This is a genomic window from Brevibacterium antiquum CNRZ 918 (assembly GCF_900169145.1).
Classification (GTDB): domain Bacteria; phylum Actinomycetota; class Actinomycetes; order Actinomycetales; family Brevibacteriaceae; genus Brevibacterium; species Brevibacterium koreense.
On record NZ_FXZD01000003.1, the window covers coordinates 294,418 to 307,681 of the forward strand.

Annotated in this window: 13 protein-coding genes and 1 riboswitch; of the genes, 8 read left to right on the plus strand and 5 right to left on the minus strand. The window is 63.9% G+C overall.

Annotated features, from left to right (window positions below; genetic code table 11):
* Window positions 1–50 precede the first annotated feature (50 nt).
* Together BANT918_RS06455 and BANT918_RS06460 are read left to right on the plus strand one after the other, a co-directional pair.
* Window positions 51–371 carry a putative quinol monooxygenase gene (locus tag BANT918_RS06455; RefSeq protein WP_101619462.1) on the plus strand — a complete coding sequence of 107 codons (321 nt, stop codon included), beginning with the start codon at window positions 51–53 and terminating at the stop codon, window positions 369–371.
* A gap of 57 nt (window positions 372–428) precedes the next feature.
* Entirely contained in the window at window positions 429–974 is a 546-nt protein-coding gene (locus tag BANT918_RS06460; RefSeq protein WP_101619463.1) for a hypothetical protein, read from the plus strand.
* Between the two features lie 38 nt (window positions 975–1,012).
* Here the strand turns inward: BANT918_RS06460 and BANT918_RS06465 are convergent, their stop codons facing one another.
* The 5 genes from BANT918_RS06465 to BANT918_RS06485 form a co-directional block, all read right to left on the minus strand.
* Entirely contained in the window at window positions 1,013–1,858 is an 846-nt protein-coding gene (locus tag BANT918_RS06465) for an energy-coupling factor transporter transmembrane component T family protein (protein WP_418904355.1), read from the minus strand.
* Window positions 1,842–3,404 carry an ABC transporter ATP-binding protein gene (locus BANT918_RS06470; protein WP_101619465.1) on the minus strand — a complete coding sequence of 521 codons (1,563 nt, stop codon included), beginning with the start codon at window positions 3,402–3,404 and terminating at the stop codon, window positions 1,842–1,844. Before BANT918_RS06470 ends, BANT918_RS06465 begins: the two co-directional genes overlap by 17 nt.
* Window positions 3,404–4,033, minus strand: coding sequence for an ECF transporter S component (locus BANT918_RS06475; protein WP_101619466.1), 630 nt, complete (start codon window positions 4,031–4,033; stop codon window positions 3,404–3,406). The genes BANT918_RS06470 and BANT918_RS06475 overlap by 1 nt, the downstream gene beginning before the upstream one ends.
* A 23-nt stretch (window positions 4,034–4,056) precedes the next feature.
* Window positions 4,057–4,165: riboswitch (TPP riboswitch) on the minus strand.
* A 34-nt stretch (window positions 4,166–4,199) separates the two neighbouring features.
* Window positions 4,200–5,108 (minus strand): universal stress protein, encoded by a 909-nt coding sequence (locus BANT918_RS06480; RefSeq protein ID WP_101619467.1) that lies wholly within the window; start codon window positions 5,106–5,108, stop codon window positions 4,200–4,202.
* 116 nt (window positions 5,109–5,224) lie between these two features.
* Complete coding sequence (locus BANT918_RS06485; protein ID WP_101619468.1) at window positions 5,225–5,764, minus strand: DUF4916 domain-containing protein; 540 nt, start codon at window positions 5,762–5,764, stop codon at window positions 5,225–5,227.
* Between the two features lie 202 nt (window positions 5,765–5,966).
* Between BANT918_RS06485 and BANT918_RS06490 the strand changes: the two genes are divergently transcribed.
* The 6 genes from BANT918_RS06490 to BANT918_RS06515 all read left to right on the plus strand — a co-directional run bounded on the left by BANT918_RS06490 (window position 5,967) and on the right by BANT918_RS06515 (window position 13,235).
* Complete coding sequence (locus BANT918_RS06490; RefSeq protein ID WP_101619469.1) at window positions 5,967–7,463, plus strand: MmgE/PrpD family protein; 1,497 nt, start codon at window positions 5,967–5,969, stop codon at window positions 7,461–7,463.
* Window positions 7,463–8,368, plus strand: a complete 906-nt coding sequence (gene prpB, locus BANT918_RS06495; RefSeq protein ID WP_101619470.1) for a methylisocitrate lyase — start codon at window positions 7,463–7,465, stop codon at window positions 8,366–8,368. Before BANT918_RS06490 ends, prpB begins: the two co-directional genes overlap by 1 nt.
* Complete coding sequence (locus tag BANT918_RS06500) at window positions 8,365–9,486, plus strand: bifunctional 2-methylcitrate synthase/citrate synthase (RefSeq protein WP_101619471.1); 1,122 nt, start codon at window positions 8,365–8,367, stop codon at window positions 9,484–9,486. The genes prpB and BANT918_RS06500 overlap by 4 nt, the downstream gene beginning before the upstream one ends.
* Window positions 9,487–9,512: 26 nt before the next feature.
* Window positions 9,513–10,328, plus strand: a complete 816-nt coding sequence (locus BANT918_RS06505; RefSeq protein ID WP_101619472.1) for an enoyl-CoA hydratase/isomerase family protein — start codon at window positions 9,513–9,515, stop codon at window positions 10,326–10,328.
* A gap of 76 nt (window positions 10,329–10,404) precedes the next feature.
* The gene (locus tag BANT918_RS06510) at window positions 10,405–11,370 is read left to right on the plus strand and encodes a Ppx/GppA phosphatase family protein (RefSeq protein WP_101619473.1); all 966 of its coding nucleotides are present in this window, start codon (window positions 10,405–10,407) and stop codon (window positions 11,368–11,370) included.
* Window positions 11,371–11,513: 143 nt separating this feature from the next.
* Window positions 11,514–13,235, plus strand: a complete 1,722-nt coding sequence (locus BANT918_RS06515) for a glycerol-3-phosphate dehydrogenase/oxidase (protein WP_101619561.1) — start codon at window positions 11,514–11,516, stop codon at window positions 13,233–13,235.
* The last annotated feature ends 29 nt before the right edge of the window (window positions 13,236–13,264 follow it).

A 13,264-nucleotide genomic window follows, 5' to 3' on the forward strand; every position in this document is an offset into this window, starting at 1 on the left:
TCGACTCGATACAGTCCGACGGTTTTCTCACATGAACAGGAGCGGTCAGCATGATTTTCATCGTTGTGAAGTACGACGTGAAGCCCGAGAGCGTCGAGGCTTTCCCCGAGGCGGTGCGCACCTTCACCGAGGCGGTCCGCGCCGAGCCGGGCAACCTCTGGTTCGAATGGTCGAAGAGCCTGGACAAGGACAATGAGTTCGTCCTCATCGAGGCATTCACCGACGAAGGTGCCGAACCCCACGTCAAGAGCGACCATTTCGCCGCTGGGCTCGAGGCCATGCGCCCGCACCTGGCATCGACACCGAAGATCATCTCCCGCAAGATCGACGGCGAGGGCTGGGACGAGATGGGCGAACTCAAAGTCGACTGAGCTATCGTCGTCGACTGAGCCATAGTCATTGACGGCTCGATTGCCTATACTTCTCCCATGGCGACCAAGGCAGTGAATGTGCAGGCGATCGAGAACGCCCTCGGAGAACCCTGGGCGACAACCCGAGCTCGCCTCGAGGTAGCTGGAGGGTCATCGGCGAGTCATAAGGAACTCGCTGATGCCCTCTATCCGCAGTTCGACGGCGTCGTTGAGAAACATGGCTGGTGGGTCCAAGGTGCGGTCGTCGCCTATGAGCAGGAGATCGGCCGACGTGTGCCCGGCCAGCGTGCCGACGGCACCTTCGATGTCGCGGTCTCTCGCACCGTGAACGGCGACCGTGATGACGTCATCACTCGGTTTGCGTTCCTCGTCGACCAAGGTCCGCTGGCTGGTGTAGCCATCGACGGTGAGCCTCGCACATCGAAGACGGACAAGCGCTCATTCTGGCGGGCGAACCTTGAAGACGGAACCCGATTCGAAGCGGCCGCCGAACCGAAATCCGAGGGCAGAACGCGTCTCGTGCTCACCATTTCCGAACTGCCCAGCGCCGAGGCGCTCGAAGATCGGCGCACTCACCTGAAGGAGCTCCTCAGTCAATTGTGACGGGTTCGCAGCTGCCCGGGGCTTGCCATCCCAGGGACTCAGCCGGCGATGATCGGATTCCACGTCCCCAGCGCATGTGCGGCCACGATCGCGAGCGCACAGACTCCGAGCGACACCGCCACGGCCACCCCATCCCCGGCACCGAAGACCGACTGCCTGCGCCAGGTCCGCCCGGGCCTGCCGAACGCGCGGCCCTCCATCGCCATCGCCAAGGTCGTGCCTCGTCGAATCGACTGCACCAGCAGCACGAAGATGCCGGCGAAGAGGCTTCTCGTCCGTCGCGCGATCGAACCCCCGGCAACACCTCTGGCCCGCCTGGCCATCGACAGTGTCTGCCACTCGATAACAAGCAGGCCCAGGAGCCGACTGGCGGCTAGAACCGAGACGACAACGACCTCGGGCAGGCGCAGATGTTGGATCAGCGCATCAGAGAGGTCCCTGGGATCGATCGTCGATGCGAGCACGATCAGCGGAATCGCCAGCGCCAGAGTCCGGACGAAGATCGCTGCCGCGGCATCAAGGGATCCCGCTGTCATCAGAATCGGGCCGAGATCGACGAGCACAGCACCGGACTTCTCCGCCAAGATCGCTGTGCCCCAGGCTGCCAACAATGCTCCCAGCGGCAGAAACCACAGCCGTTTGAGTGCGGCGATCATGTCGAGCCCAGTGGCTGGCAGGCCGATCAGGGTGAACCCGAGGACCACACCGGCCGAGACGAGGTCGATACTCAGCAGGGCACCGACCATGAGGATGAGCGCCACAGCGATCTTCGTCAGCGGATTGCACCTGACCAAGGGAGTGGAGCGCACCACAGGAATGAGCTGACCGGGATCCTGAACCTCCACCTTCGCGGGAGCATTCGTCAGATCACTCAACTCGCTCACTCCTCGACAGCCGATCGGAGGCGGCCTCGGAAAGAGTTGCGGGCGAGGCGTTGGCAGCTGGTTGCCCCAGTTCTATCCGCCTGGCGCCGATCGCATCGAGGAATGAATGATCGTGGCTGACAGCCACGACGGAACTGCCGCGGGCAAGCACATCGAGGAACAGCTCGACCAACCCCGCCCACGTCAGAGCGTCCTGCCCGAACGTCGGTTCGTCAACGATGAGGACCCTGGGCCGCGGGGCCATCATCGCAGCGACCGAGAGCCTGCGCTTCTCACCCCCGGACAGACCCTGCGGATGTGCCTCGGCTATCGTCTCCAGACCCAGTACATGCAGCAGCTCTTCGACACGCTCGTCGACATCGGAACTCGACCATCCGGCCAGTCGCGGCCCCAGCGCCAGTTCCTCGGCGACACTCGAGGTCAGGAACTGATGTTCCGGCTCCTGGAACACCATCCCGATCCGCGGGGCCAGAAACGCCGAGGGCCAGCGGAATGGCCGAGCCTGCTTCGCCCCCGATCGCAGGGACCCGAAGGCATTGACCTCACCGTCGAATTCGGAGATCAGACCGGCAAGCGTCAGCGCCGTCGTCGACTTTCCCGCCCCATTGTCCCCGATGATGCCCAGGGCCTCACCGGCGCGGACATCGAAGTCGATGTCCGTTGCCGCCGCAACCTTCGCCCGCGGACGAGCGACGCCGAGGCGATGCGTCCTCAGAAGCACCTCTCCGGTGGAGCCAGGAGCCGGATTCGGCGTGGCTCGTGTGGCCCGATTCCCAGCCATCGGTTCGCGATTCGCGACAGCCTCCGGGTCTTCGGGGACCCAGATGCCGCACTCGCGGAGTTCCCCGGCGATCTGCGGATCACCGAAGACCTGCCTCGGCGGGCCCTGGGTGATGAGTCCCTGGCGGCCGAGCACAACGACGGTGTCCACGTGATCGAGCCACAGGCCGACTCGATGTTCGACGATGACCATCGTCGCCGAGGTTGCCGCCTGGGTCTCGAGGATGGCATCGCGAACGGCCCCGGCAGAGTCGGGATCGATGTTTGCCGTCGGTTCGTCGAGGACGATGATCTCAGGTCTCATCGCGTGGATGCCGGCGAGGGCCAGACGCTGCTTCTGGCCGCCAGACAGTGCCGCAGTGGGATGTGATTGGGGGAGGGCGAGGCCCATCCTCGCCAGCGATGAGGCGATCCGGGCCTCGATCTCCTCGGCGGGCAGACCCAGGTTCTCCATGCCGAAGGCGACATCGTCGCCGACGCGGGAGAAGATCACCTGCGAATCGGGATCCTGCAGGACCAGCCCGGTCTCACCTCGGCGAGGGTCGGGTGGACAGTCGCCGATGAGGAGCTCACCGGTCGCCGTACCGGACTCGGAAGGCACGACACCGGCGATGGCGTGGAGCAGGGTGGACTTGCCTGCCCCGGACGGGCCGAGCAGGAGGACCTTCTCACCTGCGGCGATGTGCAGGTTGATGGGACCGACGGCAGGTTCGTCACGATCGGCGTGTTGCCATGAGAACCCGCGGGCGGTGATCGGCAGAGCCATCAGCGCATGCGGCCGGAGGCGAAGGAGCTCAGCGCACCGGTCTTCGCGATCGCACGGTAGGCGAACCAGGCTCCGATGCCGGAGATGACGATGCCGGAGATGATGGCGCACACCGCATAGGCGGCTTGGAAGCCCAGCTGCCATTCGGCGTTGTACATGATGTTCTCGCTCACAGACATGAATGCTGCGGCCAGCAGTCCGGACAGGCTCGTGACCCACAGACTGAATTTTCGATAGCCGAAGGCGGCGAAGATGAGTTCGGCGCCGAGACCCTGGATGAACCCGGAGAGCAGAACTGTGGCGCCGAAGTGGGAGCCGAGGACGGCCTCGACGATGGCGGCGATCATCTCGCATAGCAGTGCGGCACCGGGTTTGCGGATGATGATCGCAGCCAACGGTCCCGCGAGGACCCACAGGCCGGCAATGAGGCCGATCGATGGGGGGAAGGCTTGGAACCCGAGTTCGAGGACCTTCCAGCTCAGGGCCAGGACCCAGAAGATGAGTCCGACGGAGATTCCGAGCACGGCGGTGACGACGTAGTCGACGACCTTCCACTGCTTCGTCACGGGGACGTGGGAATACTTCGGCTTGAATCCGGTGGTGGTATCCGGCGCGGTCGTTTTTGGCATTGTGCCTCCTCAGATCAAGGAGGGGTAGAAGAGTCTCGACTTCCTTCGGCGGTGCTAACCACATCAGGTTCGAGGGTCTGCAGCTTCATCTGCACTCTCAGCGCCTTAGTCGGCGCTCCCCTGTCGTGGCACCCACTGTACAGCAGTCCACGACAGGGGCGTCGGCTCAGCTCGGGACGACCATGATCGGTCCGTCCGCACGGTGGAGGACTCCACGTGAGACGGACCCGAGAAGAGCACTGCTGACGGGACCACGTCCGCGGGAGCCGAGGACGGTCAGCTGCGCAGTCTTCGTGGCTTCGACGAGAATCTCGGTCGGATCTCCGATCGGCACCTCGGCGCGCACCTGCATATCCGGAAACTGCTGAGTCACGGCAGCGACCTCTGCCTCGAGGGCTGCTTCGAGCTGTTTCTGCCTCCGACCGGAGGCCTCGGCGCTCAGCTCCAGCTCGGGGTACCAGTAGAGCCATTCGTTGCCAGCCGGGAGGACGGAGACGATATCGAGTGCGGCTCTTCGTGAGCTGGCCACCTCGGCGGCGGTGAACATGGTCAACCGTCCGGCATCCGAGCCGTCGACGGCCACGACAACAGGGGCCTCGGCCGTTTCCGAGGGGCGGGGCGCGACCACAACCGTCGGGCAGTGGGAGTGTGCGGGCAGTGCTGTGGACACCGAGCCGAGAATTCGGCCGATGAAACCGCCACGGCCCCTCGCTCCCACGACCACTGTCCGTGCGTGGGCGCTCAGATCCTTCAGAACTCCGGCCGCGTCGCCCCGCTCGGCGCGGTAGACGACCTTGCCGCTGTGGTCTCGCAGGAGTCCGGCCGCCTCACCGAGGAGTGACTCGACCGCTCGGAGTGAGGCTTTCTCCTCGTTCTCCTTCGGCATTGATGCGAGGTTCGGATAGAGCATCGCAGGAACGGTATAGGCGGCGACGACAGTGAGGACGGCGTTGCGGCGAGTGGCCTCGGCTGCTCCGTATTCGAGGGCGCGCGCGGCGAGTTCGGAGCCGTCGTAGCCGACGAGGATCCCGAGGTCCGTCGATGTCTGGTCAGCGGTGGGGTTCTCGGCAGTCATGGCAGACCTCCCAATGGGGGCCGAAGGCACCCGGACGACGACGGTGGCCCCATCATCAGAACCGTCCCCGTGCGACTCAGTCTACCAAAGCAATTCTACGGAGCGTAGAAGAACCTTCAGATCGCGAAGCCCATGTGGGCCAGTGCATACCTGAGTATGTGTTCCTGACCGTGGCACAGTTCGTTGACGATATCGGCGCGCAGCGTCTCCTCCGGTGTCAGCCAATCGAGGCTCAGTGCGTCGGCGCGGGGAGTGCATTCACCACGGACCTCGAGGATGAAGCACATAGAGATCGCATGCTGGCGCGGGTCATGGAGCAGAGAAGAGCCTTCGGTGGGAAAGTACTCGGCGATGTGGAACGGTGCGATCGCAGGCGGGATCACCGGCAGCGCCATCGGTCCGAGGTCATTCTCCGCGTGACGCATCAGCGCTGAGCGGATGCTCTCATGGAAGCGGATCCGACCGCCGACGACCTCTCGGCCCAGTGTCCCGTCGTCCAGACTGCGCAGCAGCAGGCCGATCCGCTCGACGTTTCCCGATTCGCCCACACGCACGGGAATCGCATTGACATAGGGGATAGGCAGTCGCCGTCGCAGCTGAGCGAACTCGGCATCATCGAACCAGTTTTCATCGAAGTCCAGAGCAGTGCGCGTCATGGCTCAATTGTGACACAGTTCACCGATGTGCTCGAGGGGCTCTTTGGATGAGACCGGGTGGTGGGAACTCGGTGCGGTCGGGTAAAGTATCTTGATGTCGAGATAAAATTCTGGCCAGACCGTGACAGCGACGTGACGTAGCCTACAGTTGTGTCAGCCACTGTCAGACCTGAACGGTCAAGGACGTTTGAAGGGGTTAACCATGATCGATCATGAAGTCCGCACGCACAAGAGCTCAGAGAACCTGGCTCGCGAAGACCAACTCGCCTGGAAGATCGCCGAGGTCGCCTCAGACCCGACTCCGGTCGACTCAGAGGTCACCGAAATGGTGATCAACCGCGTCATCGACAACGCCGCGGTGGCCGCAGCCTCGGTACGCCGCTCGGCCCCGCTGCACGCTCGTGAGCAGGCACAGACCCACCCGTACTCACCGGGCGCAACCGTCTTCGGTCTGCCCCTGGGAGAGCACTTCTCCCCGGAATGGGCCGCCTGGGCCAACGGAGTCGCCGTTCGTGAACTCGACTTCCATGACACTTTCCTCGCCGCCGAATACTCGCACCCCGGCGACAACATCCCGCCGGTCCTCGCCGTGGCCCAGCACAAGGGCATCAGCGGCAAGGACCTCATCAACGGCATCGCCACCGGCTATGAGATCCAGGTCGACCTGGTCAAGGGAATGTGCCTGCATGAGCACAAGATCGACCACGTCGCCCACCTCGGCCCATCCGCGGCCGCCGGCATCGGCGCCATGCTCGGTCTGGACACGGAGATCACCTTCCAGGCGATCCAGCAGGCCCTGCACGTGACCACCGCGACCCGTCAGTCCCGCAAGGGCGAGATCTCGTCGTGGAAGGCACACGCCCCCGCATTCGCCGGCAAGATGGCCGTCGAGTCCGTCGACCGTGCCATGCGCGGCGAGGGTGCACCCAACCCGATCTACGAAGGTGAAGACGGCTTCATCGCCTGGATCCTCTCCGGTCCCGAGGCTCGCTACACCGTTCCTCTGCCGGGCGCAGGCGAGGCCAAGCGCGCGATCCTCGATACCTACACCAAGGAGCATTCGGCCGAGTACCAGGCGCAGGCGCTCATCGACCTCGCCCGCAAGCTCGGTGGCGAGATCGAGGATCTGAGCAAGATCAAGCGCATCGTCATCCACACCTCGCACCACACGCACAACGTCATCGGCACCGGCGCGAACGATCCGCAGAAGATGGATCCCAAGGCCAGCCGCGAGACCCTCGACCACTCGATCATGTACATCTTCGCTGTGGCCATGGAGGACCAGGGCTGGCACCACGAACACTCCTATGCTCCCGAGCGCGCCGGACGCCCGGAGACCGTTGAGCTGTGGCACAAGATCGAGACCACCGAAGACAAGGAATGGACTCGCCGCTACCACTCCACCGATCCCAATGAGAAGGCCTTCGGCGGCCGCGTGGAGATCGAATTCGACGACGGCTCGACCCTGGTCGACGAAATCGCCGTGGCCGACGCGCACCCCTTCGGCGCACGACCCTTCGCTCGCGCGAACTACATCGAGAAGTTCAAGACTCTGTCCGAGGGCATTCTCACCGGTACCGAGCAGACTCGCTTCATCGACCTGGCCGAGAACCTCGAGAACCTCGACGCCAAGGGTGTTGCCGAACTCAGCTTCACCGTCGACGGACTCGAGCACACCGGTTCGAAGGGTATCTTCTGATGTTGGGGGCAACCGCAACGCCGGCCGAACGCCGCGCGAAGTTCCGTGAGCTCCTTGCCGGGGACCAGATCGTTCAGTTCCCCGGTGCCATCAACCCGATCAATGCTCAGATCATCGAGCAGACCGGCTTCGAGGGCGTCTACATCTCCGGTGGTGCCTTCTCTGCCGCCATGGGCTTGCCCGATATCGGACTCACCACGCTCACCGAGGTGGCCGATCATGGGCGCAACATCGCCCGGGTGACGAACCTGCCGACCTTCATCGATGCTGACACCGGCTGGGGAGAGGCCATGAACGTGGCCCGCACCATCCAGGAATTCGAAGATGCCGGAATCTCGGGAATGCACCTGGAGGATCAGGTGAACCCGAAGCGCTGCGGCCACCTCGACGGCAAAGAGGTTGTCACCACTGCTGAGATGTCCAAGCGCATCGCCGCCGCAGTCAAGGGTCGCCGGGACGAGAGCTTCGTCATCAGCGCCCGCACCGACTCCCGCGCAGGCGAAGGCCTCGATGCGGCGATCGACCGCGCGAAGGCCTACGCAGACGCCGGGGCGGACCTGATCTTCCCCGAAGCCATGCGGAACTTGGGCGAATTCGAGAAGTTCGCCAGCAGCGTGGATGTGCCGATTCTGGCGAACATGACAGAATTCGGAAAGAGCGAACTGTTCACGACCGAACAGTTGGCGAACGTCGGAGTCAAAGTTGTGATCTACCCGGTCACAACTCTGCGTCTCGCCATGGGTGCGATCAAATCGGGCCTGCAGACCATTCGCGACCAGGGCACTCAGGTGGACCTGCTCGAGGGAATGCAGACCCGTGCGGACCTGTACGACACGATCGACTACGCTGCGTACAACGATTTTGACGCGGCCGTATTCAACTTTTCACAGGAGGGTCACCAGTGACCGAAGAAATCAAGAAGGGCCTCGCCGGCGTCGTCGTCGATACCACGGCCGTTTCGAAGGTAGTCCAGGAAACCAACTCGCTCACCTACCGCGGGTACCCCGTGCAGGAACTCGCTGCCAAGTGCAGCTCCGAGGAAGTCTCTTACCTGATCTGGAACAGCGAACTGCCGACGAAGACTCAGCTCGAGGAGTTCAAGGCCCGCGAGCGCTCGCAGCGGAACATCGACGACAAGCTCGTCCAGCTCATCCTCGACCTGCCCAAGGACTGCCACCCGATGCACGTGGTGCAGACGGCCGTGTCCTACCTCGGCGCCGTCGATCCTGAAGCAGACGTCGAAGGTGAAGAGGCCAACCTGGCCAAGGCCGAGCGCCTCTACGCGCAGCTGCCGACGATCGTGGCCATCGACCACCGTCGCCGCCACGGGCTCGCGCCCGTAGCACCGACGAAGGACCTCGACTACGCCGCGAACTTCTTCAAAATGGTCTTCGACGAGGTTCCCACCGAGGAGGTCGTGCGCTGCTTCGACATCTCGATGATCCTCTACGCAGAGCACTCGTTCAACGCCTCGACGTTCACCACCCGCGTCATCACCTCGACGACGTCTGACCTCTACTCGGCAGTCGCCGGTGGCGTCGGCGCCCTCAAGGGCCCCCTGCACGGCGGCGCCAATGAGGCCGTCATGGCGATGCTCGAAGAGGTCGGCACCGCCGACAAGGCATCGGCCTGGATCGACGATGCGCTGGCCAACAAAGCCAAGATCATGGGCTTCGGACACCGTGTCTACAAGAACGGCGACTCGCGCGTGCCGACTATGCGCAAGGCCTTCGAGAACATGGTCGCGGCCAAGGGCGCAACCGATCTGCTCGATCTCTACAACACCTTCGAATCCGTCTTCGTCGAACGCAAGGGCATCTACCCGAACCTCGACTACCCGTCCGGTCCGGCGTACCACCTGATGGGCTTCGACACCGATCAGTTCACCCCGATCTTCGTCATGGCCCGCATCACCGGCTGGACTGCTCACATCATGGAGCAGCAGGCGTCCAACGCTCTGATCCGTCCGCTGAGCGCCTACGACGGTCACGACCAGCGCGAAGTTCCCGAAAACCGGGGCTGAAGCGCCACAGCTGAAAGGCTACGCACATGACCGCTGACGGCACATACCGTCCGGTCGATCTCGAGGGTTTCGACTTCACTGTCACAGGTGGAGTCGGAACCCTCGTCATTGATCGGCCCGAAAAGCGCAACGCCATCTCCCGTCCGATGTGGCGGGCGCTGCCGGACATCATCGCCGGCATCGATGCCGATGACTCGATCGGAGCGTTGGTGATCACCGGCGCGGCCGGGCACTTCTCCGCCGGATCCGACATCGCGGACCTCAACGTTGCCCTGGCCGACTTCTGGGAGCTCAATTCCACCGCCGAGGCGGCCGTGGCGAATGCCCGCACCACGACCATCGCGGCCATCACAGGAAACTGCGTGGGCGGCGGGACCGAGATAGCAGCCGCCTGCGACATCCGCATCGGCGCCCCGGGCTCGATCTTCGGCGTCACCGCAGCAAAGCTCGGACTCGTCTACCCGCCCGGACCGACACGCCGCCTGGCCACCGTTCTCGGTGACTCCTGGGCCAGGTATCTGCTGGTCACGGCATCGATCGTGAAGTACGAGACGATGCGCGAGCTCGGCTTCTTCCACGAGGTCTCCGAGACTCCGCTGGCCACGGCACAGACGATGGGGGAGAAGATCGTGGGACTCTCACGGCTGTCCCAGATCGGTTCGAAGGCGGTCCTCGCCGGCGAACTGACAGAGAAGGCGCACGCCCTTGATACGGCCGCCTTCAACCCACCGCGATGGCTCGATGACGCCTACCGCATGGAGATAGCAGCGGGACAGGAAGCCTTCTTCGCCAAACGCCCGCCCGAGTTCGGCTTCGCCGCCACGGATTGGTCAGCGCAGTGAGCACCGGGTTGGGAATTGCTTCTCAGACCGTCAACTGTCGTCCGGGAAACCTGCGTACTGTGGTTAGACTGATCGAATGCGCCTAGCAGTCCTCGATATCGGGTCCAACAGCGTCCACCTTCTCGTGGTCGACGCTCATGTCGGAGCTCCTCCTCTGCCTGCCACCTCCCACAAGGAGGTCCTGCGCCTCGCCGAGTACCTCGGTGATGACGGGATGATCGATGCCGCGGGTCAGGAACGACTCCACAACTTCATCGCCGAGGCGGTGGAGATCGCCGAAGACCAAGGATCGGAACAGATCCTGGCGTTCGCCACCTCGGCGGTCAGGGACGCACCGAACGGCGTCGAGCTCATCGACGCCATCAATGCTCAGCTCGGTGTGACGCTGAACGTGATGTCGGGCAAGGACGAAGCGCGGGTGACGTTCCTCGCGGTCAGGCGCTGGTTCGGTTGGTCGGCGGGGAAGATCCTGCTGCTCGACATCGGCGGCGGCTCCCTCGAAATCGCGGCTGGGCAGGACGAATACCCGGAAGCGGCCGTGTCCGTGCCCCTGGGCGCGGGACGCACCTATTCCGACTTCCTCCCCGATCCTCTGCCCAGCGCCGAGGACATCCACAGCCTGCAGAAGTATGCCCGGTCCCAGATCGGTCGCATCGCGGGCAAGATCAACCGAGTGGGCACCACCGACCAGGTGGTGGGTTCATCGAAGACGTTCCGTTCCCTGGCCCGCATCGCCGGTGCCGCTCCGAGCGGGGACGGCATCTACGCCCCACGCAAACTCTTCCGCCGCGACCTCGCCGGGATCATCGAGACCCTGGCCTCCCGAACCCCCGAAGAGCGTGCGACGCTGCCCGGGGTCTCCCAGGCTCGGGCCGGTCAGGTCCTCGCCGGTGCCATCGTCGCCGACGCTGCCTTCGCCATCTTCGACGTCAACGTCATGAGCATCTCCCCATGGGCACTGCGCGAAGGCATCATCATGCGCAAACTCGACCTGCTCGATTCCGCGGAGACCTCCTCGGCGATGCGGGTGGAACTGGTCTGAGCCCTTTGGCTTCTGGCCCTTGTCTTTCCCTTCGGCGCATTGCCTGCTAGATTTTCCCTAACTGCCGCGCATCGAACAGATGTTAAGTTCGGGGCGCAATAATGGTGGGAACTCACACGCTCGAAGAAGGAATTGAACTGTCAATGAGAAATGGCGAGCTGTCCCCATCGTTCCGCGATGAGGCCCTGCACACACTAGAGAACACCACCCCTGACAACCCCCTGGACGTCTTCGTCGTGGGTGGAGGGGTCACGGGAGCCGGCTCGGCGTTCGATGCGGCCACTCGCGGACTGAAGGTCGGGGTCGTCGATGCTCAGGACTGGGCCTCGGGCACCTCGTCGCGGTCCTCGAAGCTCATGCACGGGGGACTGCGCTACCTCGAGATGCTCGACTTCAAACTCGTGGCCGAAGCTCTGAAGGAGCGCGATCTCCTTCTCCAGCACACGGCTCCGCACCTGGTTGAGCCCGTCGCCTTCGTGTTCCCCTTCGAGCATCGCCTCATCGACCGTGCGTTCATCGGCTCCGGCGTTCTGCTCTACGACACCATGGCTACTCGGCCCGGCCGAAAACGAGCCGTGCCGATGCACCGGCACCTGAGCAAGAAGGCCCTGAGCGCTCACTTCCCCGGCCTGGCAGATGACGCTGCCGTCGGTGCCCTCGAATACTACGATGCGAAGGTCGACGACGCCCGCTTCGTCATGACGCTGATCCGTTCGGCAGTTGGCTACGGCGCAGCCGCAGCCAACCACGTGTCCGTCATCGACTACCTTCACGACGGCGACAGGGTCTCCGGCGTCCGTGCCCGAGATGAGATGACCGGCCGCGAGTTCGACATCCACGCCCGCCGCACGATCCTCGCCGGGGGAGTCTGGACCGAGGAGCAGCAGGACCTGGCCCAGGCCGATGCCGGCCTCAAGGTGCTCGCCTCAAAAGGCGTGCATATCACCGTCGACCAAGACAAGATCAAGGCCGATCCGGACACAGGCATCATCTCGAAGACGGAGAAGTCCGTGCTCTTCGTCATCCCGTGGGATGGCTACTGGGTCATCGGCACCACCGACACCCCGTGGGACCAGGACGTCGACTCACCGGTGGCGAACTCCGATGACATCGAGTATCTGCTCAAACATGCGAACGCGATTCTGGCGGAGAAGTTGACCCGCGATGATGTCATCGGCGTCTACTCGGGTCTGCGACCGCTGCTCCAGCCGGTAGCCAAGGAGGGACAGGCTTCGACGAAGGTCTCACGCGAGCACACGGTGATGGAGGTCGAACCCGGCCTGTCTGCGATCGCCGGTGGAAAGTACACGACCTATCGGGTGATGGCCGAAGACGCTGTCGACTTCGCCCTCGGTCACGATGCGAAGGACCGTCGCTCGCTGACCGAATCGATTCCGCTGCTCGGCGCCCAAGGCGTTGGTGCCGTGAGACGCGGTCAGGCAGGCATCGCCGAGAAGTACGGGTGGGACGAGGACCGTGTGAAGCGTCTCATCCGTCGCTACGGCACCCTGGTCGAGGACATCCTCGACCTCGTCGACGAGCATCCCGAACTCGGCCGGCCGCTGCCCGGCGCGCAGCGCTACCTGCGCGTCGAGGCCCACTACGCGGCGACATCGGAAGGTGCCGTCCACCTCGGCGATATTCTCGAACGCCGGATGCGGCTCAACTATGAGGTCAAAGATCGAGGCAAGAGCGCCGCCGAGGCGGTCGCCGCCATCGTCGCACCCATCCTCGGGTGGGACGAGGAGCGGGAAGCGAGCGAAATCGCAGACTTCAACGCCCACGTCGACGCACAGATCGCTGCGGAATCGACCCACGACGATGCCTCGGCTGCGGCACTCCTCGCAGAGTCCCAGAAGTCGTAATACCTGCAAAAAGGACAGACAAACAATAG

What these genes read in the sequence shown, in the direction of transcription:
- BANT918_RS06515 (WP_101619561.1), top strand. Translation starts at nt 11,514, where the DNA reads ATGAGAAATGGCGAGCTGTCCCCATCGTTCCGCGATGAGGCCCTGCAC.
- prpB (WP_101619470.1), top strand. Translation starts at nt 7,463, where the DNA reads ATGTTGGGGGCAACCGCAACGCCGGCCGAACGCCGCGCGAAGTTCCGT.
- BANT918_RS06470 (WP_101619465.1), bottom strand. Translation starts at nt 3,404, where the DNA reads ATGGCTCTGCCGATCACCGCCCGCGGGTTCTCATGGCAACACGCCGAT.
- BANT918_RS06475 (WP_101619466.1), bottom strand. Translation starts at nt 4,033, where the DNA reads ATGCCAAAAACGACCGCGCCGGATACCACCACCGGATTCAAGCCGAAG.
- BANT918_RS06455 (WP_101619462.1), top strand. Translation starts at nt 51, where the DNA reads ATGATTTTCATCGTTGTGAAGTACGACGTGAAGCCCGAGAGCGTCGAG.
- BANT918_RS06505 (WP_101619472.1), top strand. Translation starts at nt 9,513, where the DNA reads ATGACCGCTGACGGCACATACCGTCCGGTCGATCTCGAGGGTTTCGAC.
- BANT918_RS06480 (WP_101619467.1), bottom strand. Translation starts at nt 5,108, where the DNA reads ATGACTGCCGAGAACCCCACCGCTGACCAGACATCGACGGACCTCGGG.
- BANT918_RS06490 (WP_101619469.1), top strand. Translation starts at nt 5,967, where the DNA reads ATGATCGATCATGAAGTCCGCACGCACAAGAGCTCAGAGAACCTGGCT.
- BANT918_RS06485 (WP_101619468.1), bottom strand. Translation starts at nt 5,764, where the DNA reads ATGACGCGCACTGCTCTGGACTTCGATGAAAACTGGTTCGATGATGCC.
- BANT918_RS06460 (WP_101619463.1), top strand. Translation starts at nt 429, where the DNA reads ATGGCGACCAAGGCAGTGAATGTGCAGGCGATCGAGAACGCCCTCGGA.
- BANT918_RS06510 (WP_101619473.1), top strand. Translation starts at nt 10,405, where the DNA reads ATGCGCCTAGCAGTCCTCGATATCGGGTCCAACAGCGTCCACCTTCTC.